This is a genomic window from Lysinibacillus sp. FW301-JW8, assembly GCF_058788755.1.
On record NZ_JBYTBB010000097.1, the window covers coordinates 1 to 15,871 of the forward strand.

General features: G+C 36.3%; 13 protein-coding genes and 1 pseudogene. All 14 read right to left on the reverse strand.

The window, feature by feature from the left end:
* Window positions 1–99: 99 nt before the first annotated feature.
* Complete coding sequence (locus AC3WOM_RS24845) at window positions 100–357, reverse strand: hypothetical protein (protein ID WP_492448791.1); 258 nt, start codon at window positions 355–357, stop codon at window positions 100–102.
* A gap of 76 nt (window positions 358–433) precedes the next feature.
* Window positions 434–1,156: a hypothetical protein gene (locus AC3WOM_RS24850; protein ID WP_492448792.1), complete on the reverse strand. Its 723-nt coding sequence runs from the start codon at window positions 1,154–1,156 to the stop codon at window positions 434–436.
* Window positions 1,137–1,625: pseudogene (locus tag AC3WOM_RS24855) on the reverse strand (RNA polymerase sigma factor); the annotation flags it as partial. The pseudogene AC3WOM_RS24855 and the gene AC3WOM_RS24850, both read right to left, overlap by 20 nt.
* Window positions 1,626–1,781: 156 nt before the next feature.
* Window positions 1,782–2,504, reverse strand: coding sequence for a hypothetical protein (locus AC3WOM_RS24860; protein ID WP_492448793.1), 723 nt, complete (start codon window positions 2,502–2,504; stop codon window positions 1,782–1,784).
* 775 nt (window positions 2,505–3,279) lie between these two features.
* Window positions 3,280–4,047 carry a CsxC family protein gene (locus AC3WOM_RS24865; RefSeq protein ID WP_427543615.1) on the reverse strand — a complete coding sequence of 256 codons (768 nt, stop codon included), beginning with the start codon at window positions 4,045–4,047 and terminating at the stop codon, window positions 3,280–3,282.
* Between the two features lie 144 nt (window positions 4,048–4,191).
* Window positions 4,192–5,595: a BC_2427 family protein gene (locus tag AC3WOM_RS24870; protein WP_492448794.1), complete on the reverse strand. Its 1,404-nt coding sequence runs from the start codon at window positions 5,593–5,595 to the stop codon at window positions 4,192–4,194.
* 459 nt (window positions 5,596–6,054) lie between these two features.
* Window positions 6,055–6,861, reverse strand: a complete 807-nt coding sequence (locus tag AC3WOM_RS24875; RefSeq protein ID WP_427543609.1) for a CsxC family protein — start codon at window positions 6,859–6,861, stop codon at window positions 6,055–6,057.
* 369 nt (window positions 6,862–7,230) lie between these two features.
* Complete coding sequence (locus AC3WOM_RS24880; RefSeq protein WP_492448795.1) at window positions 7,231–7,968, reverse strand: 16S rRNA (uracil(1498)-N(3))-methyltransferase; 738 nt, start codon at window positions 7,966–7,968, stop codon at window positions 7,231–7,233.
* Between the two features lie 80 nt (window positions 7,969–8,048).
* Complete coding sequence (prmA, locus tag AC3WOM_RS24885; RefSeq protein ID WP_492448796.1) at window positions 8,049–8,990, reverse strand: 50S ribosomal protein L11 methyltransferase; 942 nt, start codon at window positions 8,988–8,990, stop codon at window positions 8,049–8,051.
* A gap of 21 nt (window positions 8,991–9,011) precedes the next feature.
* The gene (gene dnaJ / locus AC3WOM_RS24890) at window positions 9,012–10,133 is read right to left on the reverse strand and encodes a molecular chaperone DnaJ (RefSeq protein ID WP_492448797.1); all 1,122 of its coding nucleotides are present in this window, start codon (window positions 10,131–10,133) and stop codon (window positions 9,012–9,014) included.
* Window positions 10,134–10,315: 182 nt separating this feature from the next.
* Entirely contained in the window at window positions 10,316–12,157 is a 1,842-nt protein-coding gene (gene dnaK, locus AC3WOM_RS24895; RefSeq protein WP_492448798.1) for a molecular chaperone DnaK, read from the reverse strand.
* 75 nt (window positions 12,158–12,232) lie between these two features.
* Window positions 12,233–12,820 (reverse strand): nucleotide exchange factor GrpE, encoded by a 588-nt coding sequence (gene grpE / locus AC3WOM_RS24900; protein ID WP_427543594.1) that lies wholly within the window; start codon window positions 12,818–12,820, stop codon window positions 12,233–12,235.
* 17 nt (window positions 12,821–12,837) lie between these two features.
* Complete coding sequence (gene hrcA / locus AC3WOM_RS24905) at window positions 12,838–13,866, reverse strand: heat-inducible transcriptional repressor HrcA (protein ID WP_492448799.1); 1,029 nt, start codon at window positions 13,864–13,866, stop codon at window positions 12,838–12,840.
* An 89-nt stretch (window positions 13,867–13,955) separates the two neighbouring features.
* The gene (gene hemW / locus AC3WOM_RS24910) at window positions 13,956–15,101 is read right to left on the reverse strand and encodes a radical SAM family heme chaperone HemW (RefSeq protein WP_492448800.1); all 1,146 of its coding nucleotides are present in this window, start codon (window positions 15,099–15,101) and stop codon (window positions 13,956–13,958) included.
* Between the last annotated feature and the right edge of the window lie 770 nt (window positions 15,102–15,871).

Here is a 15,871-nt window from a genome sequence, read left to right on the forward strand (position 1 = left end):
GGAACGGAAATCACCTTCATTTTGACTAAATATTTACAAAGAGTCCCTTGACTATTTAATTTTTCAACACTATGAAAAAAAGACTATAAACAGTCTTTTTTATTTTACATTTAATAATGCATACTCTCCGCTTATTGGAGTTTTTACAGTATAAGAATTTCTTTTCATTACTTTACCAGTAACAATGTCGTAATATTCTCTTGTTCCTTTTTCTATTTGATATTTTACTCTATATGCCATGTATACTTTTTTGTTAGGTCCAACATTTAAAGTATAGCCCTTTGAACTAGCGATAGTCGTACTTGTTAAATTACCTAATCCAAATATCCCACCCTCTACTTCTACACCGCAACTCAATGATCTTCAAGTAAAGCACCCCGTGAGTTTAAGAACGTAATTTCTTAAATCATCAAATTTATATTTTAAGCTTAAGTTATCGAATTACATACTCATAATTTTCCCCATTGGCTGTAATTACTGCTTTCAATGGCTTACCATCTTTCTCTATACTTGCTGGAACAGAGGTTAAAAAATGAACCACTCTAGTCTCCAATGGTTCAATACTCGAATTGTTTAAACCACTAAATTTATTCTCTTCAACTCTTTCAAAACTTTCTCTTTCAAAACTAGTAAATGAATTAAATTCTTCTCTTTCATCATAGATGATTTCAATACTCATAAAATCATCTGCCTCAGATAACTCAGTAGGCGATATGTTTCTTACAGTTACTAAAATATCTAAATAAATTTCACCATTATTATCATTAATTAAATAATTAGAAGTAGGTCCTGAATTTGATGGATTAATTATTTTACCAAAATTATTACTTTGTATCGTAAATTCAATATGGTCTTGTACTACTATTTCATCCATCATCTTAACTTCTGCTGGTTCAAATATCTCATTGTTATATAAGATTTTATTTGCTGTATGCCTTAAAGTATCTAATGACTGTGTAGTAAGAAATATTATGACGGCTGCTGTTAATATGACAGCAATAGTATTGTATTGCCAATCACGATTATTTTTAAGTTCACGTTTATTGATTATAACTGTATTCTGCAATACTTTATTTCTTAATAGGCTTTTGGATTTGTCTGTCATCTTTAATTCTTGTTCCAAATCACTAAATTGTTCATCTGAAAAAGGTTTCATAGGTAAGCCCTCCTTTTAATAATTCATTTTTAAGTTCTGCTAAAGCTCTTTTTAAAGTCATTTTCACTTTACTCTCAGACCAGTTTAGAACGATAGATGATTCCTCCGTAGAGAATTCTTTTAACTTCCGCAAAATGATCACATGTCTGTAGGAAGGTTTTAATTGTTGAATGGATCTATATAATTGTTCAGTTTGATCATTCATTACTACGATTTGTTCAGGTATTGGCTTGTAGTCTTTTTCCGCTATTGTTATACCTAAGTAATGTTGTAACGGATGTTTTTTTCGAAAATAGTCATTTATCACATTAAAAGCGATTGAGAATAACCACGTTTTCACCGTTGATTTATGTTCAAATTCATGTTGTTTTTTATAAGCTTTTATAAAAGTTTCCTGCGTTAAATCCTCTGCATGTTGATAGTCTTTTACTATTAATAGTATGTAGGTTAAAATGGATTCGCCATATTCATCAAACCATTTACGTCACGTTTTTCAAATAACTTATTTAAGAGTTGAAAATAATTTTCATCATCTCATCAAGATTTATGATTATTTAAACAAAAAATCCCAAACTATTTGAGATTAAAAACTTCTCAAATGTTTGGGTTTATCTATTGCAGTTTGTTATTTTCCTTCGAAATACTGAACTAAGGAATTTTTAAATGCGTCAAGTTTTTTCAATAATAAGCTGTATGCCTCACGCTCTTTGATTGCTTCTTCAGTCTCCTTGCTATTTTTTTCGCGATATTTATTAAAAGCGTCCAAATCGAGTATTTCAGCATTATCAGAATTTAACGTACCGTCTTTTAACTTTTCCTCGTATAACTCCATCATTCGGGAAATGCCTTTATCAGACCAATCAACATGCCCACTTGTTATACCTAAAGCCCTGACAAGAAACATCCCCATATCACCTCTTGCCTTCATTTCCTTAAAATAGGTTTGGGCCTCTTCATTTACGGCTTTAGCACGAAATTCATCAACCAAATCTAAAACACTGTTCTGCAAAATCTGGTTGGTGTTGTTATCGTCTGCCTGTCCGTCAAATAGGCCTTTTTCTTTGTACTCATTATATTTCGTCAAAAACTCGTCTAATAATTTGCTATCAGCATTGCTATCGGAATTATTTCTTAAACTTAGCTTTATTCGAGTTAAGTCATTCGAAAAATCTTTTAATGTATCGTTTGACACATTCGGTCTAAAAGATGAACGGCTAAAAATAACTGCTGCGCTATTTTTGGCGCTTGCATTGGTGTTAATAGAGCCTTTATTGCTTATGTTAGTCATACTGATATTGCCTGTTTGCAATCCGCTAACAACAGATGAACCATTCAAACCCATTTTCATAATATCGCCCCTTTATTTACTGCAAATAGCTTTTGCGCTCTTAATATATATTTGTTAAATTCCAAAATTCTTTAGATTTTTTTAATATACTTTAGACTTGGTATGCGTGCTAAAAAAACATTATTCCCCAAACCTAAAGAACTTAGTTCATGAACGGGGTTGTTTCCTCTCAACTTGTGAATTAAATGCCATTGGGCTAATTAATAATTTAGATGAAAGTAAAATCAGTGCAAATTTCTTCATATGTATTTTTCATTATATTAACCATTATATAATATAATTCAATATTTTCCAATATTTTAAATGTTTATCAATAAAGATTCGTCAGTCATAGATAGTTTATAGTATAGGTGGGATTATTAATGATTTTTATAACACTATACGTTAACAATGAGTTCTGATGATGATTCATTAGAATTACCACTATTAATGCTAACGACAAGAGCTATTGCTCAAAGTTTAAAAAAATCAAAAGAAGACGGGCGAGAGAGGAAATATTAGTACATAAAGTTTTGAAAAAGTTTAAAAGGAGTACAAATTCATATAATGTACAGTTCTTTTACAAGTGGGTCACATACTTGGATTATCATTAACTCTCTAAATGTATTACACAATCCCACCCAACATCCTTGACTGCTTCACATAGGCGTGTGAGGAATGCTTGGTTTTTAAAGGACTCTTTCTAGTCTCATAAAAAATAGCAGTACAAACCTTGACCATGATTTGCACTACTAAAGTTAGAATATTTTTATCTGTTGTATTCCTCTAAAACTTATTAAGGACTAGTAGGAGGAGTTAATCCTAAAAGAACAGGAGTTATTACAGCACTACCAGCGCCAAGGCGGACTTGTTGAACTTGTAGTACTTTTACAGTTAGTTCCAGTACAATTTTTTCACGCAATGTGCTGAACGTACACTCAGGTGATGCCATAACTGGTGAAAAATCAAGTTCAAAGAAGTTCGCAGCGACTAACTCGCCAAATGGTTGTTCATTGTACTTAACGAGATTTTGGAAAAAAGCCTTATCCAATCGAGCATCCAATTGAGTTCTTTCATTCAGGAAATTCGCTTCTGCAAACTCAGAAATTCCCAAGATTGGAGTAGGACCTCCAGGTGTTTGCGGGAAAGTTAGGTCTGTAAAGCCAGAAAACGCAACATCGGCAATTCTATCTCGAAGTGCTCCATTACATGCTGATGAAGCATATTCGATATTTTTACGAATATGTCCTGCTACAAATAATTTAGCTCTTGTTACCCTGAAAAAGTCAGTGTTACCAATACGTGCAAAGCTAACCGGTACTAGTTTAACCTGATTTAGAAATACATTTTTCTTCACTCTTTTGATTTCAGTTGCAGCAGGACTAAGCGTAATATCCGACTCCACAACGATTTGAAGTGTTGGTTCGGCAAGTACAACTGGAACTTTAATAGTTGGTGCTGTAACCGATGTAGCAACTAATGGAGTAGCCTCACTATTTAATGGGATTTGTTCAGTTGATGTTACCGGGCAAGGTAGCATTTGATTATCTAATTGATCACTCAAAAAATTCCCTCTTTTCATTTTTTAGTATTAGAGAGCGCTCTCTATATTGCTAGAATATGTAGCAATTAAATCTATATATGGACGTATATACTAGTAATTTAGTGTTTATAAAAAGGGTTTTTGAGCTACGTGAAAAGATTTCAATTATCCTCCAGTCATTTGTTTGTCATAACTAACTCGAATTTTCTGTACTTGTAACATATGGATGATTAACTCTAATACTATATTTTGGCACAATCGATTTGAATGAATAAATGAATTATTTTGTACAGGTATTTCATTCCCAGTATAAGAATTTGTATATTCAAGATTTTGATGAATATAGCCTTCTATAAATAAATTTCCCTTTAATGCTGTACAAGTTCCATTACCTAATGTTTTGGAAAAATGATTAGGTACAAATTTACAATTGGTTAGCACTGCCTCACTTGAGATATCTTTAATTCCTACAATTCCTTTTTCAAAATCAATATAGTCTTCAAGGCATATTTCGATTTTATATTCCCCTACTACAACTGGAACTCTAATATGCATACAATCTTTTGTACTATAAGAATGATTATTTATTTCTCCTTTTTTAATTGATTGTGACTTATGTAAGGGAACTACAACTGATTTCGGTGGACTATTTTTCTGATCATTTTTAGTAAAGGTATCAGTTTCCATTAAAAATATAATTTGATTAATTTTCGAGCGAGCCAATCGACAATCTGGCTGCTCAGGATAATCTGTTATAGAATTAAATAGCTTGGTTTCAGGTTGGGGAATTAGTTTATTGTTTAAATCAAGAAATTCAAATGTATTTTGAACATTTTCACCACATATAGGAGCATGGAGAAAATCATTAATTTCTACATATGTAGAAAAAGGTATATTTTGGGCTATAGAACATACTTCTCCATGTACTGGCTCAGGACAAGCATTAACACAATTTGTAGAAAGGTTATCCGTCAATTCCTCTGTATCAATTTTATTCTCCACATCAGATTCAGAACGACTGAAGAATTTAAGAGTAGAGTCTACTTGTAGTTCTTCTACAGAATTAATTTCATCTGCTTCTTCGGTATTAGGAAGATAACCGACTTCTTCCCCAACATTTGTTTCTGGAGGAATTAGTTCATGAGTGAAATCTATAGTGGATGCTAAATCCAGTTCCTCTTCTGGGTTCATTGCATCTACCACTTCGGTATCGGGAAAATGATCGATTTCTTCCTCAACATTTGTTTCTGAAGGAATCAATAGTTCCTGACTTGAATCTAAAATGGCTGCTAAATCCAATTCCTCCTTTAGATTCACTTCATCTGCATCTTCAGCATCAGCAAGAAGACTGATTTCTTCTTCAACATTAGTCTTTGAAGGAATTTGTAGTTCCCGATTAGAATCTAAATCAAGTTCTTCCACATAACTGGTTTCATCTGTTTTTTCTATATCTAATAGATTATTTTCACCGCAATGAGATGGTGTAGTTTGGTAGGTCCAATTTGTGTATTTATTTTGCTTGGAGGACACTTCCTCCATCCGTCTAAAATTTATCCATGGAGTTTTCATTAGTTCACTCCTAAAAAATGTTTTGACAAATAAAGTGCAACGGTTGATAATTCCCATGTTTTTTTATGTTAGGGGTTTATGAGCTCTTCTATAGAGACATATTCAAAGTTCGTTTTTATTGGAAAAACTCATTACGTAACCCATATTCTTTTTACTGCACTTATTATTACAATATGCATTATTTTTACTTTTGTCACTGAGTACAATTCAAATCTCGGCAGGATTGAGATACTAATCCGTTGAAAGACAATGGGTTAGTAAAGATTTGTGTGTTTTCTCGACAATTTTCTGGAGACGAGTTTCAGAATGTAAAATCGGCCTTAATTTTAAAGATTAGATAGCAAAAAGGCAGCTGAACATTCGACTAAATCGAACGATCAGCTGCCAACTCAAATATTGGGTTTTTTTCAGTGCCCTCGAGTGCCCACTTTAAACCATTTTACTCCTCTAAAATTAGAATTAACAATGATCAGTAGGTGGATTATTAGGAGGATCGACAGTAATGCTAACTGGAGGTGTAGGTCCTGAAAGAACAGGAGTTATTACACTACTGCCAATGCCAAGGCGGACTTGTTGAACTTGCAGTACTTTTACAGTAAGATCCAGTACAATTTTTTCACGTAATGTGCTGAAAGTACCTTCAGGTGATGCCATATTTGGTGAAAAATCAAGTTCAAAGAAGTTCGCTGCTACTAACTCGCCAAACGGTTGCTCATTGTATTTAACGAGATTTTGGAAGAAAGCCTTATCTAATCGAGCGTCCATTTGCGTAGCTTCATTTAGGAAGTTCGCTTCAGCAAACTCGGAAATTCCCAAGATTGGAGTAGGGCCTCCAGGTGTTTGCGGGAAAGTTAGGTCTGTAAAGCCAGAAAACGCAACATCAGCAATTCTATCTCGAAGTGCTCCACTACATGCTGATGAAGCATATTCGATATTTTTACGAATATGTCCTGCTACAAATAATTTAGCTCTTGTTACCCTGAAAAAGTCAGTGTTTCCAATACGTGCAAAGCTAACCGGTACTAGTTTAACCTGATTTAGAAATACATTTTTCTTCACTCTTTTGATTTCAGTTGCAGCAGGGTTAAGCGTAATATCCGACTCCACAACGATTTGAAGTGTTGGTTCGGCAAGTACAACTGGAACTTTAATAGTTGGTGCTGTTACCGGTGTAGCGACTACTGGAGTGGCCTCACTATTTAATGGTATTTGTTCAGTTGATGTTACCGGGCAAGGTAGCATTTGATTATCTAATTGATCACTCAAAAAAATTCCCTCTTTTCATTTTATAGTAGTATTAGAGAGCTCTCCTATCGTTAGAATATGTATCCATAACATCTATGTATAGACGTTGTACTTGTTTATTTCCATATTTTAATAAAAAGGATTTTGAGCTAAGAGTGAAATCTTCTCAAGATTCCTTTAGATTTCATAACTAAATCGGATTTGTTGTACCAATTCTTGCACCATGTTTTGTACAATATTAATGACTCAATTTGTAGTAGGACTGCAACTTCACCCACCAATAAATACCGTAAAAATGGAAAAAACCACCTAAAACAGTTATTTTAAGTGGTTTTTGCCCATGCATTGTCTTTATTAAGTTTTTACGCAATGTATTCACGTATAGCTCTTTTATTCAAATTCATAAGATATGGCAGACAGTGCATAAAGCGGTGCTGTTTCTGCTCGCAAAATTCGAGGTCCTAAAGACATCGTTTGTGCTCCAGCTTGCAACAGAGCTTCCGCTTCTTTTCTAGCAATGCCGCCTTCTGGACCAAAGATAATAAGAATTGATTTTGATTTTTTATCATAAGTGTTTTTTAGCTTCTCCGCAAACCTCGTACGTTTTTCGGCCTTGGCATCTTCTTCATCTGCGATAAAAACGTTGTCAAAATCGCCCACTTTATTCACTAGCTGTGTAAAAGAAATTGGTTCATAGATTTCTGGGATATGAGTACGATGAGATTGTTCAGCCGCCTCTTTTGCAATTTTTTGCAGACGCTCTTGCTTTTTTACACCCTTTTTTTTATCCCATTTCACAATGGAACGCTCTGCTTCAAATGGTAATAGGGCAAACATGCCAAGCTCTGTAGCTTTTTGTGTAATAAGCTCTAATTTATCACCTTTTGGCAATCCACAGGCCACTGTAACTTGAACAGGCAGCTCCGGAGAAGGAATAATCTCCCCTGTAGGTTGTACAACTATCTCTTCTCCTTCAAAGGCTGCAATTGTACAAATATGGGCATTTTCTTGTGCAACTACTACGATTTTGTCACCTTCTTTCATTCGCATTACTCGTTCAATATGGCGTGCGTCTTCTCCACTGATTCGTGCTTCTTCAATAGAGGTTCCAATAAAATAACGCTGCATGGTACACATTCCTTTCCATAAAGAAGAGAAAACGCCAAATCACAAGCACTCGGCTCATGATTTGGCGCTTTCCAGTCAATTTATTGTGGACGACGGGCGATGATTGCGACCCAGTCTTCCATTAGTAATACTTCTTCAATGACAAAGCCTGAATCTTCTAGTGCTACTTTGACATCATCACGTTTTGCGCCAATGATGCCTGAAGTAACATATAATCCACCTGGTTTGACAATTGAAAATGCATCGTCAGTAAAGGACATAATAATCTCTGCTAAGATATTGGCCACAACGACATCAGCAGGTTCCTTCACTGTATCCAATAGGTTTCCATGAAATACTGATACTGTATCTTCAACTTTGTTTAACACAACATTTTCTTGTGCAGAGCGTACTGCTACTTCATCTAAATCAAGCGCATGAACACTTTTAGCTCCAAGCAATGCTGCACCAATGGAAAGAACGCCAGAACCCGTACCAATATCGATAACTGTGTCTCCCTCTTTTACAACCTTTTCAAGCCCTTGCAGGCACATCACTGTTGTTGGATGTGTTCCAGTACCAAATGCCATTCCAGGATCTAATTCGATAATTAATTCATCTGTTGATACTGGTGTATAATCTTCCCAGGTTGGTACAATTGTAAAGCGTTCAGAAATTTTCACAGGATGATAGTATTGCTTCCAAGCTGTTGCCCAATCTTCCTCGTTTACTTCTACAATCGATACAATGTTCTCCCCTATATCGATGTTAAAGTTCGTTAGATTTGTGATAGCCGCTTTAATTTCTTCGACTGTTTCATTTAAAAAACTAGACTCTGATAAATAAGCTTTGACAATAACACCGTCTTTGGGAAAATCTGCTTCATTTAGTGCATAAATTTCACCAAATTGATCTTCTCGTGGCTTGGCAAATTCAGCAGAATCTTCAATAACAACTCCACTTGCCCCAGCCTCATGCAAAATATTTGAAATTGCCTCTACCGCTTCATTCTTGGTATGAATGGATAATTCTGACCACTTCACGTAGCTCTTCAGCTCCTCTAATTATTCGCCTTGGAATTTTTTCTTGATTTTATCAAATAGCGAGCTTCCTTGTTCCTCAGGAATATCACCACTAATTTCAGCAAATTCGCGCAGTAGTTGTTTTTGTCTTTCAGTTAATTTTTCTGGTGTAATCACTTTTACAGTGACGTATTGATTACCTGTACCATAGCCATGTACATTTTTTACACCCTTGTCTTTAAGGCGGAATTGAGCACCTGATTGTGTCCCTGCTGGAATTCGTAATTTTACTTTCCCATGAACAGTTGGTACTTCAATTTCATCACCAAGAGCTGCCTGAGGGAATGTTAACTTAAGTTCATAATAGATATCGTCGCCATCACGTTCAAAATCATTATGTCCCTGCACACGGAACATAATATATAAATCTCCCGCTGGTCCTCCATTTATACCTGGTTCACCCTGACCAGATACACGAATTTGTTGGCCATCGTCAACCCCTGCTGGAATTGTTACTTTAATTTTCTTACGTTTTTGAACTTTTCCTTCTCCACGACATGTTGAACATTTTTCTTTAATGATTTTACCTGTACCTTGACATGTTGAACAAGTACGACGATTCATCATACGGCCAAATGGAGTATCCACTGCTTGATTTACTTGACCAGCACCATTACATGTTGAACATGTTTCTGGTGTAGTACCTGCTTGTGCACCTGAACCATGGCAAGTATCGCAGGTTTCATCCTTTGGAATTTCGATTTCTGTTTCTTTCCCGAAAATCGCTTCCTCAAATTTAATATTCATACGATATTGTAAATCATCACCCTTGCGTGGCGCATTCGGGTCCTGGCGGCGACCACCGCCACCAAAGAACGAACTGAAAATATCCTCGAAGCCGCCAAACCCGCCTCCTCCTCCGAAGCCACCACCAAAGCCTGCATTTGGATCCTCATGACCAAATTGATCGTAGCGAGCTTTCTTCTGATCATCACTCAGCACTTCATAAGCTTCAGCGATTTCTTTGAATTTTTCATCAGCACCTGGCTCTTTATTTAAATCAGGGTGATATTGTTTTGATAATTTACGATATGCTTTTTTAATATCATCTTTTGAAGCCGATTTGGTTAAACCAAGCACCTCGTAGTAATCGCGTTTTTCCATCATTCACACTCCGCTCTTTTTGCATAAAATCTATTGTACCATGCAGTTAAATAAACTGCCTCTATTTTTGTTGTAAAATATTTATTAATAAAGGATAAACTTGTAGTATCCGCTTTTAATAAAGAGAAAAGCCAAAGCCGCAAGCGGTCTTTGGCTTCTTCACTTAACTGAGCTACTAGCTATTATTTATCGTCTTTCACTTCTTCAAAGTCAGCGTCTACGATACCATCGTCTTTCTTGTCAGCTCCAGTATCTGCACCTGCTTCGCCACCTTGAGCCGCTTGAGCAGCTGCTGCAGCTTGTTCATATACTTTCATTACTAATGGCTGTAAAACGCCATCTAGTTTTTCTTTAGCAGATTTAATACCTTCTAATTCGCCTGCTTCAAGTGCTTTTTTCAGTTCATCACGAGCATCTTCAACAGACTTTTTCTCATCTTCTGTAATTTGCTCACCTAAGTCAGCAATTGTTTTGTCTACTTGGAATACTAGTTGATCTGCTTCGTTACGAAGATCTGCTTCTTCTTTACGTTTAGCATCTGCTTCAGCATTTGCCTCAGCATCTTTTACCATGCGTTCAATATCTGCTTCAGATAAACCAGAATCAGATTGGATCACAATTGTTTGTTCTTTGTTTGTACCAAGATCTTTCGCTTTAACAGATACAATACCGTTTTTATCAATATCGAATGTTACTTCGATTTGTGGAATACCACGTGGTGCTGGTGGAATATCTGCTAATTGGAAGCGACCTAATGTTTTATTGTCTGCTGCCATTGAACGTTCACCTTGTAATACGTGAATATCTACTGCTGGTTGGTTGTCAGCTGCTGTAGAGAATACTTGCGATTTAGATGTTGGAATTGTCGTGTTACGGTCAATTAATTTTGTGAACACGCCGCCCATTGTTTCAATACCAAGTGAAAGCGGTGTTACGTCAAGTAGAACAACGTCTTTCACATCACCAGTTAATACGCCACCTTGTACAGCAGCACCCATCGCAACAACTTCATCTGGGTTTACGCCGCGGTGAGGCTCTTTACCAGTTTCTTTACGTACTGCTTCTTGTACTGCTGGAATACGAGTAGAACCACCAACTAAAATAACTTGGTCAATTTCAGTTGTTGAAAGACCTGCATCAGATAATGCTTGACGTACTGGACCAACTGTACGATTTACTAATGGTAAAGTAATTTCGTCGAATTTTGCACGTGTTAAAGAAATTTCTAAGTGTAATGGACCTGCTTCACCAGCTGTAATGAATGGTAAAGAAATTTGTGTTGAAGTTACACCAGATAAATCTTTTTTCGCTTTTTCTGCTGCATCTTTTAAGCGTTGCATCGCCATTTTATCTTTTGATAAGTCAATGCCATTTTCTTTTTTGAATTCAGCTACTAGATAGTCGATAATCACGTCATCGAAATCGTCCCCACCTAGTTTGTTATCACCAGCTGTTGCTAATACTTCGAAGACACCGTCACCTAATTCAAGAATAGAAACGTCAAATGTACCACCACCAAGGTCAAATACTAAAACTTTTTGATCTTGATCTTGCTTATCTAATCCATATGCAAGTGCAGCAGCAGTTGGCTCATTGATAATACGCTCTACTTCAAGACCTGCGATTTTACCAGCATCTTTTGTTGCTTGGCGTTGTGCATCGTTAAAATAAGCAGGAACTGTAATAACTGCTTTTGTTACTTTTTCCCCTAAGTAGTCTTCTGCATAGCCTTTTAAGTATTGAAGAATCATTGCAGATACTTCTTGTGGCGTATAGTCTTTTTCTTCTACTGTTACTTTTTCAGCTGTACCCATTTTTGATTTAATAGAAATAATTGTGTTCGGGTTTGTTACTGATTGACGTTTTGCTACTTCACCAACTTGACGTTCGCCGTTTTTAAATGCGACAACAGATGGTGTTGTACGATTGCCTTCTGGATTTGGAATTACTTTTGGTTCTCCACCTTCAAGTACAGAAACACAAGAATTTGTTGTTCCTAAGTCAATACCGATAATTTTGCTCATTAAAATTTCCTCCTATTATTTCAACGCAAGGGATGCGTTTTCTAACTGATTTTAATTGACTAAATAGTGCTATGACTATTCGTTCACAGATACCATTGTTGGGCGTAATACACGATCCTTTAGGATATACCCTTTTTGCAGCTCACGTAAAACAACACCAGCGTCTTTTTCATTATCTTGTTCCTGCATGACAGCTTGGTGAATATTTGGATCAAATGGCTCACCTTCAGCTTTAATTACTTGCAGACCTTCCTTCTCTGTTGCTTCAATCAGAGAACGATAGACCATCTCAATGCCTTTTACAATAGAAGCAGCTTCTTCAGATGTTGCTTCCACCTGTAAGGCACGTTCAAAATTATCTAGTACTGGTAGCAAATCTGATAATAAGCTTTGAGCACGATATTTTTCAGCAGCCTCACGATCTAGTTGACTGCGACGGCGCATATTATCAAAGTCAGCGCGTAGGCGTAGATGGCGATTTTCCTCGTCGTCTAGCTTTGCTTGTAAATCTGCTAGCTTTGCTTCGTACTGCTCTTCAATTGTCAACTCTACTTCTTGCTGTTCTACTACATCTTCTTCTGTCGATAAATTTTCAGCTTGTACATTTTTCTCATCCTGTACTTCTTCTTGTACAAGGTCCTTGTTATCAGTTATTTCAGTCACTTGAATCCTCCTCATTATCAATCACTACGATTCTTCGTAAAGGCCTGTGTTAAATCCAAGCGCAATACGTCTAGTAAAGCAACAACACGTTTGTAATCCATCCGTGTTGGACCAATAATCGCAATAGCCCCTTGTTGATCTTCACCAATTGAATAAGTGGTCGTAATGACACTACAGTTTTCCATTTCTAGTTGTTTATTTTCTGAGCCTATACGAATTTGAATGCCCGATTCATTGGGATGGAAAAGCGACTGCACTTGGCTATTCGTTTCCATTAAGTCCAAAATCATCCGGACTTTATTTAAATCGTGGAATTCGGGCTGATTGAACATATTCGTTTTTCCACCATAGAAAATTTTACTTTCCGAATTATTCATCGTGGCTGTAACAAGTGAGTGGATAAAGTCATCCGCAGATCTCACATGCTGCTGTAAGACAGCTAATACTTCAGCCTCAAGCTTTGTATGAAGGTCTTCTAAAGACACACCGATTAAGCGTTCATTTAAAATATTAACCATCTTCTCTAATTCAGAAGCGGTAAAACCAGGAGGTAAACTAAACATGCGATTTTCCACATGCCCGTTATTCGTTACGATAATCGCTACTGCTGTATCACTAGAGAGCGGCACAATTGAGAATCGTTTAACACGATGTCTTTGCACATCAGGTCCTAAAAGAATCGATGTATAAGATGTCAGCTCTGATAAAATATTGGCTGACTTTCGGATAATATGCTCTACTTCTACTAGGCGATCATTAAAAATTGATTGGATTTGCTGAATATCCCTAGAATTAATCCCCTGTGGACTCAACAAATGATCTACATAAAATCTATAACCCTTTTCCGAAGGCACTCGACCAGAGGAAGTATGTGTTTTTTCTAAAAAACCTAGTTCCTCCAAATCCGCCATCTCATTTCGAATTGTGGCTGGACTAAATGTAATCTCTTGCTTTTTGGAGATTTGGCGAGAACCTACCGGCTGTGCAAACATAATAAAGTCATCAACAATGGCTTGCAATATCTGTAGTTGCCGATTTGTTAGCATGATTATCACCTCTGTTAGCACTCAACTAAGAGGAGTGCTAATACTATTATTAAGTTATCAAATCCCACATTTTCTGTCAACGATATCGCTCAATCTTCTAGCAAAAATTGTTGAAATACTTCATTACCTACAAAACGACCTTTTCGTGTCAGACGAATTCCAATCGTATCGTGTTCCAAAAGACCTTCTAATACTAGCTTTTCTATAACATCACGATATCGTGTAAACATCGTTTCATTGAATTTCTCTTCATATATATGGTGTAATACTCCCTCTGTTTTTCGCAGACCTAGAAACATTTGTTCTTCTCGTTTTTCATTCTCTGTCACAATATGCTCATAGACAATTGGTAACTCGCCTGTATTTACTGCCTCAATATATTTTTTTAATGGCCCATGATTGGAATAACGGACACCGGCTATATATCCATGCGCACCAGCACCAAATCCTGCATATTCATCGTTTTCCCAATAAATTTTGTTATGACTAGAACTGAAACCAGATTGCGCGAAATTACTTATTTCGTATTGTTGCAGCCCATGACCCTCCATCTGTTTCATCAATACATCATACATATCTGCCTCAAGATCTTCAGTTGGTAAATGCAGCTTTCCCTTTGTATATTGATTATAAAATATCGTTTTTGGCTCCACTATTAATGAGTATGCTGAAATATGTGGTAACTCCAAGGCAAAGGCCTTTGCTAAGGAATCCTCCCATTGTGCCATTGTTTGCCCAGGTAAACCATACATTAAATCAATGCTTATATTGTGGAAACCTACCTTTTTCGCCAAGGTAATTGTTTCATAAACATGTTCGTTACTATGTGTACGTCCAATTTTCTTTAATAACGCCTGATCAAAGGATTGTACCCCCATGCTTAAACGATTGACACCTCCAGCAAACAATGCCTGCAATTTCGCCTCTGACAGCTCGTCTGGATTTGCCTCTGATGTAAATTCTGTCACACTGTCCATAGGAATATACGCACGAATAAGCCCAAGAAGTTTTTCTAGTTGCACAGGAGATAACGCAGTCGGTGTTCCCCCACCAAGGAAGATGGTTTCAATTTGTTTAAAATGGTCAGGATATTTTTGTATAGCGAGCGCCATCTCTTTGCCTAGAGTTTCTATATATTCATCAACAGGTTGATTTTTAAAATAAAATTTATTGAAATCGCAATAATTACAGATTTGATGACAAAAAGGAATATGAATGTAAACACCTCGTGCCATAGCTATCCCTTCTTTCTAACTTAAGTCTTTTTCCATTTTTACATTATAAACAAACAAAGGATAGAACGCCATGAATCCATCTAAGAAAAGTATGTGTATCGAATGAAGGTTCCAAGAGTTCTTTTTTCAAAAAAAAATCAAAACCATAAAGAGTCATGGTTTTGATTTCACGTTTTTGAAATACTATTATGTCAATGAATTCAAGGTGACAAATTAAAAAATATAGCCCTTTTTCAAAACGAGGGGTTGATCTCCGTTCCGACTGAGTGCTTTCCTGGGGGCGTCCGATGAGCCGCTTCACTCGCGTAGCTCGCTCCAGGGTCTCATCTGTGACGCTGAATCCCCGAGGAGTCACTCAGTCTACACTCCAATCAACCGTTGCTCATCGTATTTTCTATTGGCATTTCACACAAATTTATGGTAAAAAATGGAAATCTTAGCCATCACTGTTTTATGCAAAAGGGAGCTTTGATAACATTTTTCTATACGAAAATAGAGCGACAGCAATAAGTGGCTTTATGTAAAGTGACAAGGTGGTTTTATCCATAAAATGCAGCATAACAACTATAGAATTGTGCCACTATTCTATCCATAATAGGTTTTTACTTTACTTTCGAGGGAAGAAAATATTTAAAGATCTACACGATTGCTGATTGGAGTGGAAGGCTACTCGACCATAGCTGTCAACTTAATAAATGTGTACTTCTTCTAAAAAGTGGTATAGATATATACAAAACTTTTTTTGGAAGGGGTGCTTTTGATGTCGACAC

Excerpts from the sequence above, each read along its gene's own strand:
- AC3WOM_RS24860 (WP_492448793.1), bottom strand. The coding sequence starts at position 2,504 with ATGAAAATGGGTTTGAATGGTTCATCTGTTGTTAGCGGATTGCAAACA.
- hemW (WP_492448800.1), bottom strand. The coding sequence starts at position 15,101 with ATGGCACGAGGTGTTTACATTCATATTCCTTTTTGTCATCAAATCTGT.
- dnaJ (WP_492448797.1), bottom strand. The coding sequence starts at position 10,133 with ATGGAAAAACGCGATTACTACGAGGTGCTTGGTTTAACCAAATCGGCT.
- AC3WOM_RS24880 (WP_492448795.1), bottom strand. The coding sequence starts at position 7,968 with ATGCAGCGTTATTTTATTGGAACCTCTATTGAAGAAGCACGAATCAGT.
- hrcA (WP_492448799.1), bottom strand. The coding sequence starts at position 13,866 with ATGCTAACAAATCGGCAACTACAGATATTGCAAGCCATTGTTGATGAC.
- AC3WOM_RS24850 (WP_492448792.1), bottom strand. The coding sequence starts at position 1,156 with ATGAAACCTTTTTCAGATGAACAATTTAGTGATTTGGAACAAGAATTA.
- AC3WOM_RS24870 (WP_492448794.1), bottom strand. The coding sequence starts at position 5,595 with ATGAAAACTCCATGGATAAATTTTAGACGGATGGAGGAAGTGTCCTCC.
- dnaK (WP_492448798.1), bottom strand. The coding sequence starts at position 12,157 with ATGAGCAAAATTATCGGTATTGACTTAGGAACAACAAATTCTTGTGTT.